This window comes from Rhodococcus sp. H36-A4 (assembly GCF_027158005.1).
GTDB lineage: Bacteria > Actinomycetota > Actinomycetes > Mycobacteriales > Mycobacteriaceae > Rhodococcoides.
The window spans coordinates 959,831-974,278 of record NZ_JAPVLQ010000001.1; the positions used below are offsets into that span (position 1 = coordinate 959,831).

Genomic DNA, 14,448 nt, shown 5'->3' on the forward strand with positions numbered 1-14,448 from the left:
GATCCGCCGATATGCGCGAGCTGAGCCGAGTGCAGAGCGGTCGAATCTCCGAATACGGCTACCCGATCCCCTTGATCTCACACACCTGTTGCACTGGATCGTTTTTCTTTCGTCGCGCGAAAGTTATCCGAGCCTGGCGACTATCGATCGTTCGACTCGTAGAGTGGGCCCATGTCCGCTCCACATCCTGCAAGCTTCGCTCCTATTCCCCACATCGACGTCCATCGCGCTGGCGATCGTGCGAAAACCCGTGTGGCATGGCTTAATTCGAAGCATTCCTTCTCTTTCGGACAGCATTACGACCCGGACAACACTCATCACGGATTGCTGCTCGTCAACAACGACGACACCGTCTCTGCCGGACAAGGATTCGAAACCCACCCACATCGTGACATGGAAATCGTGACGTGGGTGGTGAAGGGGTCGCTCGTGCATCAGGATTCGATCGGGCACTCCGGAGTCATCTATCCCGGCCTCGCGCAACGCATGAGCGCAGGCAAAGGGATCATGCATTCGGAAAAGAACGATTCCTGGCGCCTGACCGGCGAACAGCACCACGAGCCCGTGCGATTCGTTCAGATGTGGGTGATGCCGGACACCCCTGGCATCACACCCGGATACGAGCAACTCGAGATCGACGACGAATTACTGCGCGGCGGACTGATTCCCGTGGCATCCGGCATGAAGAAGCATCACGGACAGTCCGCGATCGGCATATCCCAGAAGTCGGCTGCCATGCACGCAGCACGGTTGCAGCCCGGACGGCCGATCACTATTCCCGAGGCGCCGTTTCTTCATGTTTTCGTCGTCGCCGGGACAGTCCAGATGGAAGGCGTCGGCGAGTTGTACGAGGGTGACACCGTACGTCTGAGTTCCTCTGGTGGACAACGGATCGAGGCAAGTGCACCTGCCGAGATACTGGTGTGGGAGATGCACAAACGCCTGGGTGGGTGAGCAGCACCGTCGATGACAGGTTGGTCACGGCATCCGAATAGTCGAATTCCTGGCCAGGCAAGACGCTTAGACTCTCCAGCACTCACGCCCGTACGCATCGGAGGTCTCCGCCGTGTCAGACCAGCCGCCACCCGAGAACCCACCCCCACCCCACGATCCGCCCCCGGGTGGCTACCCCCCACCAGGTAATTACCCACCGCAGGGCAACTACCCACCGCAGGGTGGCTACCCGCCCGGCAATTACCCACCACAGGGTGGCTACCCACCAGGCAATTACCCACCACAGGGTGGCTACCCACAGCAAGGCGGCTACCCACAGCCGTCGCCGCCGCAGAATACCGCCGGCATCGTGGCGGTAGTGCTCGCGATCCTCGGCATCGTGCTCTGCTGGACGATCTTGGGCGGCATCATCTTCGGATTGCTGGCTGTGGTTCTCGGTTTCATCGGTCGTTCGAAATCCAAAAAGGGCACCGCAACCAACGGGGCCATCTCCCTCGTAGCGATAATTCTGGGTCTGGTCGCGGTTGCGCTGTCGATCGTCCTGCTCGTCATCGGTATCGGACTGTTCAACAGCAGCGGAGGCACAGACTTCGCCGACTGCATCAGTGATGCCGGCAACAACCAGCGTGAGCAGCAGCAATGCGCAGACAAGTGGCAACAGAACATCGAGGACAGGTTCGACGTCACCATCCCCAACGAACCCAACTGATCACTGGCAGCCGATTCCCAGCGAGAACTCAGGGTTCCTGGAGATCCACACCCCAGGATCGTGTCCATGAACAAGGACATCGAACGCAGCCACGGCGAGCGCCGGAGCGCAATCCACCAGCACCACCGATGCAATTCTTGCGTTGCTGAATCAGTCACCGTCATGCCCCATGACCACCGAGGTAACCCAAGGACCGTACTGGTTCGACGTCGATTCCATCCGCAGCGACATTCGTGAGGACCGTCCAGGCACAACTGTCGAACTGGCGCTCCGGGTGCAGGACCTCGACAATTGCTCGGCAGCCGGCACTGCGAACGTCGTCGCGAACGCCGTCGTGGAAATCTGGCACTGCGATGCCGGTGGTGTCTATTCCGGCTTCGAATCCGGGTCGACGGCAGCTGACATCGGTGGCAGCGGCGCACCCCCGGGAGGCGGTACGGAGCGACCCCCGGAGGGTGGCGGCGTGGGCGGAACTCCACCAGGAGGCTGGATGGGAGGTGCGGGTGCGACGTCGGATGGCTCGTACAGCGTCGGCGACTCCGAGTCCGCTACCACCGACGACGGCACCTATCTACGCGGCGCTCAGACCACCGACGCCGACGGAATCGCCAAATTCACCACGATCTTCCCAGGATGGTACGTAGGTCGCACGACACACATCCACGTCAAGGTGCACGTCGACAAAATCCACCGTTCTCACCACGGCGAAGAGCAGCGATGGATACATCGGCGCGGTCAACCTGGGCGTTCAGTCACCCGTGCGGCCGACGCGCAGCGGTGGATACGCAGCGACCGGATCAGCGACGACGACCTGGTTGCCGCCGCGGCGCTTGGCCTCGTACATTGCCCCATCTGCTTGTCGAAGCAGATCCGTCACGGTGCACACTCCGTCGCCGTCGACGGAAGCAGAATGTGCGACGCCGACGCTGACTGTCAGTGGGCAGATGTCCTGCAGCGAGTGCAAGCGAGTGCGCATCCATTCGGCGACCGAGATCGCTTGTTCGGCGGACACCGTTGTCACTACCGCGAACTCCTCACCACCGGTCCTCGCGACGAGCACTTCGTCGACGCGGAGCCTGCGCGCGATCAAGGTGAGCGCCAGGTCTCCGCCTTCATGTCCGAAGCGATCGTTGATCGACTTGAATCGGTCGACGTCGATGACCAAGACCGACACCTCCCTTCCACCTCGGAGGAAGCGCGGTATCGCCTCGTCCAGCCCTCGCCTGTTGTGCAAGCCGGTCAGCGGGTCGAGCATTGCATCATCTGCGTCGACCCGCAGGTTGAGCAGGATCGACTGGAGAAATACGGGCGTGGTGAACATGACGGGCAGCAGCATGATCAGGTGCGACCATGCGAGACCGTGATCGAGATTCGGTGACGCCAGAATCAGTAAGAACATTCCTGCCACGGTTACCGCAGACCAGAGCAGGTGCGCCATGAGCAGCTTCGGACTGTGAAAGACCTGGACGTACAACCCGGTTGCGGCGAGAAGCACACATATCGGAAACGACATCTGTAGCGACCCGAAGGACAACAGTGCCATGGTGGTGCCGATATCGGCGTAGACGACGAAGAGTGTGCTGATCCGCTCACTGGGCCACGGACCGCGTACCCACAGGGCACCGACCACGAACGACGAGATGACAGCGGACACCAGGACAGCCTTGCTGATCATCGAACTCGGCGGCACTGCCGTCAGAAACGCGGTGAGTCCAGCGATCCCGAAGAAGATGCAATTGAAACCGATTCCGATGCGGTATGCACTCAAGACACCTCGCGCCTCGAAATACTTCCTCATCCGCGTGTAGTTGCAGGGCTGAGCCCACCATCTGCGCAGAAATGTCACGGTGCAGTACCTTCCACGCCGCTACCCACCCCGTTTCCCCCGAGACCTTGATGGAACCAGGTTCGTCCGCGACAAGACTTCGCGGTAGTTTCGATATCGTACCCATTTCCGCTGGTCTCGACAGGCTTTACTGATCCCGGTTCGGCTTCGGCTCGCGGGTATCGGCCGATTCCTCGCAAGAGTGTAAAGATGGTTTACATGACTGCTGTTGTTAATTCCGGAATCGACCTCAGCTACGCAGACCCTGACACGCGCGCGCAAGACGACCTGTTCGTGCACGTCAACGGCAAGTGGCTCGAAAACTACGTAATCCCGGCCGATCGTGCGGTCGACGGCGCATTCAGGACTCTTTACGACAAGGCCGAAGAAGACGTGCGGTCGATCATCCAGGAGTCCGCGGCCTCGAATTCACCCGTGGGCACCGACGCACAGAAGATCGGTGACCTCTACTCGAGCTTCCTCGATGCCGATGCCGTCGAAGAAGCCGGACTCACCCCGATCTCCGACGAACTCGCCGCCGTCGCCGACGCGACCGACCTCGTGACGCTGGCCGGCGTGCTCGGCGGTCTGCAACGCACCGGCATCAGCGGGGCCGTCGGCCACTACGTCGACACCGACGCCAAAGATTCCTCGCGCTACCTCGTGCACTTCTCGCAGTCGGGAATCGGCCTGCCGGACGAGTCGTACTACCGCGAGGACAACTACGCCGAGATCCGCAGCGCCTACGTGGCGCACATCTCGAAGATGTTCGCTCTCGCCGGGGTCGACTACGACGCCCAGCGCGTCTTCGACCTCGAGAAGAAACTCGCTGCAGGACACTGGGACGTCGTCGCGCGTCGTGATGCCGAGAAGAGCTACAACCTCGTCGACTTCGATACCCTCGTTCAGAAGCATCCCGGATTTGATTGGACCGCATGGATTTCCGGACTCGGCGGCACCACCGAGCAGTTCGCTGAGATCGTCGTTCGCCAACCGCCGTTCGTGTCCACCTTCGCCGCGTTGTGGGTCACCGCAGACATCGAAGACTGGAAGGCATGGCTGACGTGGCGCATCATCCACGGTCGAGCGAACCTCCTTTCCGCAGCTCTGGTCGAGGAGAACTTCGCCTTCTACGGAAAGACTCTCAGCGGTACCGAGGAGAACCGCGAGCGGTGGAAGCGTGGAGTGTCACTCGTGCAGGATCTGCTCGGTGAATCCGTCGGGAAGCTGTACGTCGACCGGCATTTTCCGGCCGACGCCAAAGAACGCATGCAGGTTCTCGTGAAGAATCTGCAGGAAGCGTACCGACGCAACATCTCAGATCTCGAATGGATGAGTCCGCAGACTCGGGCGAAAGCACTCGAGAAGCTCGAGAAGTTCACCCCGAAAATCGGGTACCCCGATCGCTGGCGGGACTACTCGGCCGTTTCCATCGATGCAGCTGACCTCGTCGGAAATTACCGCCGCGGACATGTCGCGGAGTATCAGCGCGAGCTCGACAAACTCGGTGGGCAGGTGGACCGCGACGAATGGTTCATGACCCCGCAGACGGTCAACGCTTACTACAACCCCGGAATGAACGAAATCGTCTTTCCTGCAGCGATTCTGCAGCCACCGTTCTTCGATGCAGCGGCAGACGACGCGGCCAACTACGGCGGTATCGGTGCCGTAATCGGCCATGAAATCGGCCACGGGTTCGACGACCAAGGCGCGAAGTACGACGGCGACGGCAACATGGTCGACTGGTGGACCGACAACGATCGCACCGAATTCGGCAAGCGCACTGCCGCATTGATCGAGCAGTACAACCAGTTCGAGCCCAAGGCGCTGCCCGGTCATCACGTCAACGGTGAGTTCACCATCGGTGAGAACATCGGCGATCTCGGCGGGTTGTCCATCGCCATAGCCGCCTACAAGATCGCGCTCGGTGGCGACCAAGCGCCCGAACTAGACGGCCTGACCGGCCTACAGCGTGTCTTCTTCGGCTGGTCGCAGGTGTGGCGGACCAAGGCACGCGACGAGGAAGCCCTTCGCCGACTCGCGGTGGACCCGCACTCACCGCCGGAATTTCGCTGCAACGGCGTCGTGCGCAATCTCGACAGTTTTCACGAAGCCTTCGATGTACAGCCTGGAGATGCGCTGTACTTGGACCCGGAAGAGCGCGTCAAGATCTGGTAGGACGCGTCGCGTAGGAGGGGAGCAAGTAAAATGAAAGCTCGAATCAGGTGGCTCGCCGCACATGGGGTCGTGCGCTACGGCGCCAAGAAAGCAGCGCAGGCCGGCGACCCTCAGGCCATGCTCGTGGCGGATCCCGCGACACGGGAGAATCCACGAGAGGTGTTCGAGCGCATTCGCGCGTCGGGGCCGCTTGTGAAGACCCGGATTTCGACTATCTCGGTCAGCCATCGCGTCGTGTTCGACCTCCTACGCTCCGACGACTTCCGCGTCAGCGAACTCGGGGCCAACCTCCCCAAAACGCTGCGTTTCATCGAGAAGCACACGCGCTCGAGTGCACTGCACCCGCTCAAGCCGCCTTCACTTCTCTCCGTCGAGCCTCCGGAGCACACGCGCTATCGCAAGCTGGTCTCTTCGGTCTTCACTCCGCGCGCGGTGGCCAAGATGCGAGAGATGGTGCAGGAGACCGCGGACCGTCTACTCGACGACCTCACGGCAGGCGGCGTCGAAGTAGACATCGTCGACAAGTACTGCGCTCAGCTTCCGGTCGCCGTGATCAGCAACATTCTCGGCGTGCCGGACAGCGAGCGGGCGCGTGTCCTCGAGTTCGGTGAGATGGCTGCACCGAGTCTGGACATCGGCTTGTCGTGGAAACAGTTCAACCAGGTCGAGAAAGGGCTCGAAGGTTTCGATGCCTGGCTGGGCGATCATCTCGCCGAACTTCGGGAAAATCCAGGCACCGATTTGATGAGCCAGCTCATTGCGGCCACCGAGGACGGCGTCGGTCTGAACGACGAAGAGCTCCGCTCGACCGCCGGGCTGGTACTGGCAGCAGGATTCGAGACGACGGTCAATCTGCTCGGCAGCGGAATCCGACTTCTGCTCGACCACCCCGACCAGCTCGAGGTACTGACCCGCGACCCCTCGCACTGGCCCAACGCCGTCGACGAGATGTTGCGCCTGGAATCACCGGTCCAGCTCACGGGTCGTCTGGCCCGTCACGACGTCGTCGTCGAGGGCATCGAAGTACCCAAGGGCGGGCTGGTGGTCCTCGTACTGGCAGGGGCCAATCGCGATCCGGACGTCTTCGACGACCCGTATCGGTTCGACGTCACCCGCGCCAACGCGAACAAGCATCTTTCGTTCTCGGGTGGGCGTCACTATTGTCTGGGTGCATCGTTGGCGAAGGCCGAGTCCGAAGTCGGCCTGAAGACGCTCTTCGACAGATTCCCCCACCTGCGTTCGGCAGGTGAGGGAGTCCGGCGAGAAACCCGAGTCCTGCACGGCTGGGCATCCCTGCCCGTAGACCTCGGGCAACCTGCGGCTACAAGCGCGAGCCGGTAGTAGCGGAGAAGAAGAACACCTCGTCGAGGCTCGGGACGAGCCGCACCGTCTGGCCGAGACGTACGTCCAGCTTCCGATCGACCCGAACAGCGAACCGGCCGGACTGGGTGCTCCAGGTCGCGCCGGGTTCGGGCGCCGCGTAAAGGTACGATTCGGCGCCCAGTTCCTCGATCAGTTCTACGGTCGACGTCACTGCATCTACGTGCTCCCCGACGAGCCGCCACGATTCCGGCCGAACTCCCAGCACCACTCGATCCCCGGCACCACGGGGAGCCGGAATGCGCAGATCGCCGATCATCGCAGCACCCTCGAGAACAGGAGCATCGACAAGATTCATTCCAGGAGAACCGATGAACCCTGCGACGAAGGTATTCACCGGATTGTCGTACAACTCCCTCGGTGGAGCGATCTGTTGGAGCTTTCCGTCGAGCAGGACCGCAACTCGATCACCCATCGTCATGGCCTCGACCTGATCGTGAGTGACGTAGACCGTCGTCGTACCCAACCGCTTCTGCAGCCCAGCGATTTGCGCCCTGGTACTGACGCGAAGCTTCGCGTCGAGGTTGGACAGCGGTTCATCCATACAGAACACCGTGGGCTTACGCACGATTGCCCGCCCCATGGCAACTCGCTGGCGTTGACCACCGGACAACTTGCCCGGCTTACGGTCGAGCAACGCTTCGAGCTCGAGCATCTTCGCAGCCTCCTGGACGCGCACTGCGGTATCCGCCTTGCTCATTCCCGCGTTCCGTAGCGCAAAACCCATATTGTCGGCGACGGTCATGTTGGGGTACAGCGCATAGTTCTGAAACACCATGGCGACGTCCCTGGCCCGTGGTGCGAGCCCGGTGACGTCGATCCCACCGATGTCGATTCGGCCGCTCTCCACCGATTCGAGCCCGGCGAGCATCCGCAGCGACGTCGACTTACCGCATCCCGACGGCCCGACCAGCACGATGAATTCGCCGTCGGCGATATCGAGATCGAGACTGTCGACTGCTAGCGACTCAGCACCCGGGTACCGATGCGAGACGCCGGCGTACTGGACCGCTGCCATTACGCGGGAAGATTCGGGGTGATCTGGCGGTCGATGATCTGTTGAAGCTGATCGGCGACACTCGCGAATGTGGTTGCCACATCAGCGTTCTGCAGCGCGATCTGCTCGAGACCCGTACCGATGATCTTGTCACCACCGGGGACGAAGACGCGGGCATAGTCCTGGCTGCGAGTGAACGCGAGCTGGTCGACGGCTGTCTTAGCATTCGGATTGGCTTCGAGGAACGCGATCTCACTCGGATCCTGCTGGGCAGACTTTCGAACCGGCATGTAACCGGTGTTCTGTGAGAAGTACGCCGTGTTGGCGCCGTTGGTCACGAAGTCGATGAACTTGAGAGCATTGACCTTACGTTCTTCGGAGATTTTCGACGGGATGGCCAGTCCGGCTCCACCCGTCGGGCATCCCGGTTTCCCGTCCGACGACGGCAGGAAGGCCGTGCCGAACTCGAAGGTTGCGTTCTGGTCGATACTCGACAGGTCACCGGTCGAGGCGATGGTAGAGGCGATGATGCCTGCACCGAAGTCGTTGGCGATGTCGTTGGACACCCCGGCGTACTTCTTGGTGTGAATCGAATCCTTGAGGAATTGTCCTGCGGCAATGGTCTTCTCGTCACCGAACCTCAGATCGAAGCCCTCGGAGTAGCTGCCGCCGAACGTCCAGATCGGCCCCTCGTACGTCCAACCGAGGTAGTCCACCGCGTTGCCCCAGCCGTGTGCCAGCTTGCCGTTGCCGACGACGGCCGCGATACGTGGGCCCCATTCGTCGAATTCGGCCCACGTCGTGGGTCCGCGATCCGGCAATCCTGCCTGTGACCAGACTGCCTTGTTGTAGTAGAACAGTGGGGTCGACCGCGCGTACGGTAGCGCCCAGTGGTTGCCGTTCCAGTTGTAATCGCCGAGAAGCGAATCCACGTAATCAGTGGAGTCGACCCCTGCTGCAGAGAAATGTTGGTCGAGCGGTTCGATCGCACCGGTGAGCGCGTAGTTGAACCACCAGACATCGGACAGTACGACGACGTCGGGTACATCGTTGCCGGACAGTGCCGCGTTGAACTTCTGCGACACCTCCTCGTAGTTCTTGCCGCCGTCGATCAGGTTGACGGTCAGGCCCGGGTTCTCGGCCTGGAAACGCGAGATGAGTTCCTTCTCGAAGTCCTGCGACTTTCCAGGATGATTCGACCAGAAGTCGATCGTGTTCGCGTCCCCGGTTGCTGCGTCACCCGACGAGCTCGTACCCGGGCTGCTGCATGCTGCGAGCGCCGCACCTGCTGCCAGTGTTCCAGCGAGAGTGAGGAAACCGCGTCGATCGAGGTTCGCCATGTTGTTGTGCTCCTGTCGATGAGGATGAATCAGCCTTTGACCGCACCGGAGGTGAGGCCTTTGATCATGTGGCGCTGGAGGGCTAGGAAGACGATGAGAATGGGTGCAATGGTGAGGATCGTGGCAGCCATGACCGCGCCCCAGTTGGTGTAACCCTCACTGTTCTGCAGCAGGGTCAATCCGACCGGCAGCGGCGCAACGGAGGAGTCGTCGGACATCAGGAAGGGCCAGAGGTATTCGTTCCACTCGGTGACGATCGTGATGATGGCGAAGGCGACCATCGTCGGCCCGGACAATGGCAGAACCACACGCAGCAGCAGCCTGATCGGTCCTGCTCCGTCCATTCGTGCCGCTTCGATGATCTCGACTGGAAGCGACAGAAAGTGATTGCGCATCAGGAACGTTCCGAAAGCCACGCCTGCCAGCGGCAGAATGATGCCTTGAAAAGAGTTGCGCCATCCCAGATCGGAGATCAGCGAATAGTTCGAGATGACCGTGATCTGATTCGGCACCATCAGTGCAGCGATGATGACCAGAAACACGAAGTTCTTGCCCGGAAATCTGAGGAACACCAGTCCGTACGCGCTCAGGACACCGAGAACGAACTTGATCGACGACGTCGCGACCGTGATGATCAGTGAGTTCTTCAGATAGGTGAAGAACGGCACTTCGGTCACCGCCTCGGCGTAGTTCTGCGGACGAAATACGCCCGGCCACCACGTCACCGGTTGGACATAGATCTCGCCCCGCTCCTTGAACGAGGTGATGAGAATCCAGAACAGGGGTAACCCGATCATGATGAGCACCAACACCATTGCGAGGTATCCGAAGACAGTGGACAGGTGTCGGTTCCGTTGCGCGTCGGGGGCCCGGACGGGCGACCTCTTCTCGGTGCCGATGCGCGGCGCGGTAAGTGTCATCGCTGATCGTCTCGATCCATGATTCGGACCTGCAGGAGGGTCATGATCAACAGGACGACGAACATGATCGTTGCCACCGTTGCGCCGTATCCGGCACGGAAGTTGCGGAACGTCTCTTCGTAGACCTGGAACACCATCGTCGTCGTACCGTTTCCGAGCGGCCCGCCGCGCGTCATCACGTTGATGATGTCGAAGACCTGCAACGAATTGAGCAAGACTGTTATCGAAAGAAAGAAGGTCGTCGGACGCAGTTGTGGGAGAAGAACTTTACGGAAAGTGGTCCACCTACCGGCGCGGTCGATCTCTGCCGCTTCCATGAGTTCCTTGCGGACGCCCTGCAGCGCAGCGAGGTAGATGACGAAGGCGTAACCGAGGTTCTTCCACAGATATGTCACCGTCACCATGAACAACGCCCAGTGCGGGTCCTGATAGAAGTCCGGGGAGGTCAGGCCCACTCGGTGCAAAAGATCCTGCACGAGACCGAAGTTCGGATCGAACACGAACTGGAAGGCAATTCCGATCGCAGCACCCGAAATGACGAACGGTGCGAAGATCGCGGACCTAACGAAGTTGCGACCGCGGAGCGCTCGATCGAGCAGCATCGCCAGTGCCAGACCGAGCACCAGGCTGCCGACCACTGCTGCAATCGTGAACACCACGGTGTTACCGACGATGGTCCAGGTGTCGTCACGGGAAAACCATTCGCGATAATTCTCCAAGCCGATGAACTTCGACGTCGGCGAAGAAAGGTTCCAGTCGTAGAAAGAGAATTGGAAGTTCTCGATCAACGGTCGATAGGTGAACACGACCAGCAGAACGAGATTGGGCCCCAGCAGGATAAGGAACAGTGCGTAGTCGCTCCACGGCCGACCGAAGAATGATCTCCGGCCTGCCGCGGGCAGCACTCGTTCGGTCGTTGTACTCACCGGGGGGACTGTGCTCACCCGCAGCGAACGAAAGGTGAACTACTCCCGAACTACCGAGAACGTCGAAGCGAAAGAACTAGCGGTTCCAGTCACCCAAGCCGTCGGAGCCGCTCAAAGTGCCACCGCCACTGTTGACGACGACGACGGGATCACCCTTCTGCGAGTTCTCGAAGAACCATTTCCCATCCTCGGTGCTGACGTTCAGGCAGCCGTGGCTGACATCCTCGTAGCCCTGCGAGTCGACCGACCACGGAGCGGCGTGGACGAAGATGCCACTGTAGGAGATGCGCGTCGCGTACTCGACGTAGGTGCGGTATCCCTCGGGCGAATCGACCGGTACGCCGTAGGTGGACGAATCCATGTACATGTCGCGGAACTTCTCGCCGACGAGGTAGGTGCCGTTGGGCGTCTCGTGCCCGGCCTTGCCCATCGATGTCGGCATCGTCCTGACGACCTCACCGTTGCGCGTGATCGTCATGGTGTGGGTCGCGTCGTCCGCGGTGGTGATGACGGAATCGCCGGTAGAGAAGTCGGTGCGCGAACCCGCTGCTTCGACGGTGACCTGAGTATGTGCCGGATAGAACTCGTTGGGCAGCCACCTGACCTGGCTGTCGTTGATCCAGTAGAAGTGGCCGTCGACAGCAGGCGAGGTCGTGATGCGAATTGCACGTTCAGCCGCACCTCGATCGCCGATCACCTCGTTGAAACGGATTGCAATCGGCTGTGCGACGCCGACTACGTCACCGCCGGACGGGCTGATGGACGGATCGGAGAAGTTCGCAGGTGCCAGGCGCGGGATCTGCGGCTGAGGCACCGGCGCGGCTGGGTCCGACGAGCCCGGGAATGCGGGTAGAGTGGGCGCCTCGGGACCGCCTGGCCAGAGTGGAGCGGCCTGAGCCGGCGCGATCAGCGCACTCATACCCACTGCAGCCGTCACGGTCGCCAGAGACAGGCGGACGGCGAATCGGCGCGATGTCCTAGATGCGAATGCCATAACTGTTCGGTCCATCCTTAGTCTTCCCCGAGCGTGTGGATCAAAATCCATTAACACACACCCGGCCGACATTGTGCGAATCGAAATCGGACGATTCAGATCATTCCGGCCTTCTTTGCCATCGATCGCAACTGAAATGCCGAAACGACGAATGCGATACCGAAGAGCAACGCGAACACACCGACCAGCCAGACGATGCCCAGGATGCCGCTACCAGGAAAGAACACCAGAATCAGGCCGAAGAGGAGTTCGAGAACACCCGCGATCATGAGCCCTACCCAATGCGTTGCACCGTCGAGCCGCCGTAGTCGCAGAGATCCTGCGATCTCCAGAATTCCCCCCAAAATCGCCCAGATTCCTATGACGAAGACAACAGCGATTGCAGTTATGTTCGGCCACACCAACGCGACGATTCCGGCGGCGAGCGAGACGAATCCGCCGAGCATCCACCACACCCAGCCCGATTCGACCTTCCTCGACCGAGCGGCCCGAACGATGGCCGACACCCCGTCGACGATCGCGTAGGCACCGAAAACGACGACCAGAGCCCACACTGTGACATCCGGCCAGGCCAGGGCAACGATGCCGAAGACGATCGCCACTATTCCGCGTATGAGAACCGCCCACCAGAGGTCCTTGCCGATCCGCAGAAATGCCTCTTCGTTGGTGCTGAACTGTGTCGACATTGCCATCCCCCTCATATGTTGTCGAAGCGAAGATTTGTGATTGCAAAAGCCACTCACTGAGGTAAGACGACGCCAGATCTCCAGGCGGTGGTGCCGTCGGACAGGCAACTCTGTCCGGTAGTGAAATTCAGTGCGAGACCTGCTCCCGCGTCACACCGCACGCCTTCCGAAGCAGTCCCGACAAACGTCTGGCCAGGGGCCAGCGAGATAGCCACCGCGACGGCTCCGGGATCGGGCGAGACGATCGACACCGCATTGTGGCCGAACGCAAGTGCGCCGACCTGGCCTGACGCTGTTTCGGCAGCGGCGACGGCACCGCCCTCTGCCAGACCGACGGCGTTGCCACCGACCTGGGCGCGCGCGAACGCGACTGCATCGAGCGCATGGGCGAATGCGTTACTCGTTGCGTCGGTGCGAACTCCGCATGCACTCGTCCCGTCGACGAGCACATTTTCCACCGGCGGCTGTCCACCGCAGGACAGCTCGGCTCCGTGCGCCGTTCCGGTAGTCAGCAACGCCAACGGAATACCGATCAGCACGGGGCCCGCCACCAGCGCCACCTTCCGCGCTATTCCACGTTGAAAGAACACCGCCACACCCTTCCTCGTGAGCCGCCGACCCGTGTTTGGATTGTGCCACTAACGGGCACTACCTTGCGGGTCTATCGGACCTATCAGCATTCCGTCGAGCCACCGGCGGCAGAAGATGTCGAGTCGGATGCGCGGACGTCGAATTCGCCGGACGGTCCAGGTCCGGACGCTTCGCCGTGCCAGCCTTGCGATCGGCTACCGCGAAGGATGGACACGTGAAAAACTGTTCGGTTCGTATTCGACAGATCGTCGTCGTTGTGCCGGTTCACAACGAGGAGGACCTGCTGCAGAAAGCATTGACGTCATTGACTCGCTCCCGCGCGTCCGTCGAAGAGGTGGACGTACGCACCATCGTGGTACTCGACACCTGCTCCGACAATTCCGCGACGATCGCCGCGGAGTGGGCAGCGCACACGGACGAGAGCTCGGTGATATCGGTCGACTTCCGCAATGTCGGATCCAGTCGCGCGGCGGGGTTTCGAGCTGCCCTGGGCCTCTCGTCCGGGCTGCAACCTACGAATCTGCACGAAACCTGGTACGCGACGACCGATGCCGACAGCACGGTCCGTCCAGACTGGTTGGCCTCGCACCTACGGCATGCGCAGCGCGGTGCCCAGGCCGTCGCCGGCACCGTGCGCGTCGATCTCGACTCCGCGCCGGCCGGCCTCGACCGTGCCTACCGAGCGGGTTACCGCAACCAACTCGGGCACCGCCACGTGCATGGCGCCAACCTTGCTCTCCGTGCGGACGTCTATCGAGCCGTCGGCGGGTTCCGTTCGTTGCCGACCGGAGAGGACGTGGATCTGATTCACCGCGTGGAGAGCAACTCGATCCCGGTGTTGTACGCATGCGATTCCCCGGTGTCGACGTCGAATCGGCGTGACGGCCGCGCACCCGACGGGTTTGCCGGGCACCTGCGCAACCTCGAAGCGGCGATGACGCAGTGACA

At 61.2% G+C, this 14,448-nt stretch carries 14 protein-coding genes; 5 read left to right on the forward strand and 9 right to left on the reverse strand.

Annotated features, from left to right (window positions below; genetic code table 11):
* The first annotated feature begins 171 nt into the window (after positions 1 to 171).
* Together O1W68_RS04380 and O1W68_RS04385 are read left to right on the forward strand one after the other, a co-directional pair.
* Positions 172 to 954 (forward strand): pirin family protein, encoded by a 783-nt coding sequence (locus O1W68_RS04380; protein ID WP_269301638.1) that lies wholly within the window; start codon positions 172 to 174, stop codon positions 952 to 954.
* Positions 955 to 1,066: 112 nt separating this feature from the next.
* Complete coding sequence (locus tag O1W68_RS04385; protein ID WP_269301639.1) at positions 1,067 to 1,663, forward strand: DUF4190 domain-containing protein; 597 nt, start codon at positions 1,067 to 1,069, stop codon at positions 1,661 to 1,663.
* Positions 1,664 to 2,411: 748 nt separating this feature from the next.
* Here the strand turns inward: O1W68_RS04385 and O1W68_RS04395 are convergent.
* Positions 2,412 to 3,431 (reverse strand): GGDEF domain-containing protein, encoded by a 1,020-nt coding sequence (locus O1W68_RS04395; protein ID WP_269301640.1) that lies wholly within the window; start codon positions 3,429 to 3,431, stop codon positions 2,412 to 2,414.
* Positions 3,432 to 3,707: 276 nt separating this feature from the next.
* Here O1W68_RS04395 and O1W68_RS04400 point away from each other — a divergent pair, with 276 nt between their 5' ends.
* Together O1W68_RS04400 and O1W68_RS04405 are read left to right on the forward strand one after the other, a co-directional pair.
* Positions 3,708 to 5,666 (forward strand): M13 family metallopeptidase, encoded by a 1,959-nt coding sequence (locus tag O1W68_RS04400; protein WP_269301641.1) that lies wholly within the window; start codon positions 3,708 to 3,710, stop codon positions 5,664 to 5,666.
* Positions 5,667 to 5,696: 30 nt separating this feature from the next.
* Entirely contained in the window at positions 5,697 to 7,007 is a 1,311-nt protein-coding gene (locus tag O1W68_RS04405) for a cytochrome P450 (RefSeq protein ID WP_269301642.1), read from the forward strand.
* On the opposite strand, the gene O1W68_RS04410 is transcribed toward O1W68_RS04405, so the two are convergent.
* The 8 genes from O1W68_RS04410 to O1W68_RS04445 form a co-directional block, all read right to left on the reverse strand.
* On the reverse strand, positions 6,988 to 8,064 hold the full coding sequence (locus O1W68_RS04410) for an ABC transporter ATP-binding protein (protein ID WP_269301643.1): 1,077 nt from the start codon (positions 8,062 to 8,064) through the stop codon (positions 6,988 to 6,990). The two genes, O1W68_RS04405 and O1W68_RS04410, sit on opposite strands and share 20 nt — an antisense overlap.
* On the reverse strand, positions 8,064 to 9,383 hold the full coding sequence (locus O1W68_RS04415) for an ABC transporter substrate-binding protein (protein WP_269301644.1): 1,320 nt from the start codon (positions 9,381 to 9,383) through the stop codon (positions 8,064 to 8,066). Before O1W68_RS04415 ends, O1W68_RS04410 begins: the two co-directional genes overlap by 1 nt.
* Positions 9,384 to 9,412: 29 nt before the next feature.
* Positions 9,413 to 10,303: a carbohydrate ABC transporter permease gene (locus tag O1W68_RS04420; protein ID WP_269301645.1), complete on the reverse strand. Its 891-nt coding sequence runs from the start codon at positions 10,301 to 10,303 to the stop codon at positions 9,413 to 9,415.
* Complete coding sequence (locus O1W68_RS04425) at positions 10,300 to 11,229, reverse strand: carbohydrate ABC transporter permease (RefSeq protein ID WP_269301646.1); 930 nt, start codon at positions 11,227 to 11,229, stop codon at positions 10,300 to 10,302. Before O1W68_RS04425 ends, O1W68_RS04420 begins: the two co-directional genes overlap by 4 nt.
* A 76-nt stretch (positions 11,230 to 11,305) precedes the next feature.
* Entirely contained in the window at positions 11,306 to 12,223 is a 918-nt protein-coding gene (locus O1W68_RS04430; RefSeq protein ID WP_442972270.1) for a L,D-transpeptidase, read from the reverse strand.
* 95 nt (positions 12,224 to 12,318) lie between these two features.
* Positions 12,319 to 12,909 carry an HdeD family acid-resistance protein gene (locus O1W68_RS04435; protein WP_269301648.1) on the reverse strand — a complete coding sequence of 197 codons (591 nt, stop codon included), beginning with the start codon at positions 12,907 to 12,909 and terminating at the stop codon, positions 12,319 to 12,321.
* Between the two features lie 53 nt (positions 12,910 to 12,962).
* Positions 12,963 to 13,505 (reverse strand): DUF6764 family protein, encoded by a 543-nt coding sequence (locus tag O1W68_RS04440; RefSeq protein WP_269301649.1) that lies wholly within the window; start codon positions 13,503 to 13,505, stop codon positions 12,963 to 12,965.
* A gap of 77 nt (positions 13,506 to 13,582) precedes the next feature.
* The gene (locus O1W68_RS04445; RefSeq protein WP_269301650.1) at positions 13,583 to 13,714 is read right to left on the reverse strand and encodes a hypothetical protein; all 132 of its coding nucleotides are present in this window, start codon (positions 13,712 to 13,714) and stop codon (positions 13,583 to 13,585) included.
* Here O1W68_RS04445 and O1W68_RS04450 point away from each other — a divergent pair, their 5' ends adjacent.
* The gene (locus O1W68_RS04450) at positions 13,715 to 14,446 is read left to right on the forward strand and encodes a glycosyltransferase (protein ID WP_269301651.1); all 732 of its coding nucleotides are present in this window, start codon (positions 13,715 to 13,717) and stop codon (positions 14,444 to 14,446) included.
* Positions 14,447 to 14,448 lie beyond the last annotated feature (2 nt).

Coding starts and splice junctions, on each gene's coding strand:
- O1W68_RS04380 (WP_269301638.1), top strand. CDS start 172: ATGTCCGCTCCACATCCTGCAAGCTTCGCTCCTATTCCCCACATCGAC.
- O1W68_RS04400 (WP_269301641.1), top strand. CDS start 3,708: ATGACTGCTGTTGTTAATTCCGGAATCGACCTCAGCTACGCAGACCCT.
- O1W68_RS04405 (WP_269301642.1), top strand. CDS start 5,697: ATGAAAGCTCGAATCAGGTGGCTCGCCGCACATGGGGTCGTGCGCTAC.
- O1W68_RS04410 (WP_269301643.1), bottom strand. CDS start 8,064: ATGGCAGCGGTCCAGTACGCCGGCGTCTCGCATCGGTACCCGGGTGCT.
- O1W68_RS04415 (WP_269301644.1), bottom strand. CDS start 9,383: ATGGCGAACCTCGATCGACGCGGTTTCCTCACTCTCGCTGGAACACTG.
- O1W68_RS04420 (WP_269301645.1), bottom strand. CDS start 10,303: ATGACACTTACCGCGCCGCGCATCGGCACCGAGAAGAGGTCGCCCGTC.
- O1W68_RS04430 (WP_442972270.1), bottom strand. CDS start 12,223: ATGGCATTCGCATCTAGGACATCGCGCCGATTCGCCGTCCGCCTGTCT.
- O1W68_RS04435 (WP_269301648.1), bottom strand. CDS start 12,909: ATGTCGACACAGTTCAGCACCAACGAAGAGGCATTTCTGCGGATCGGC.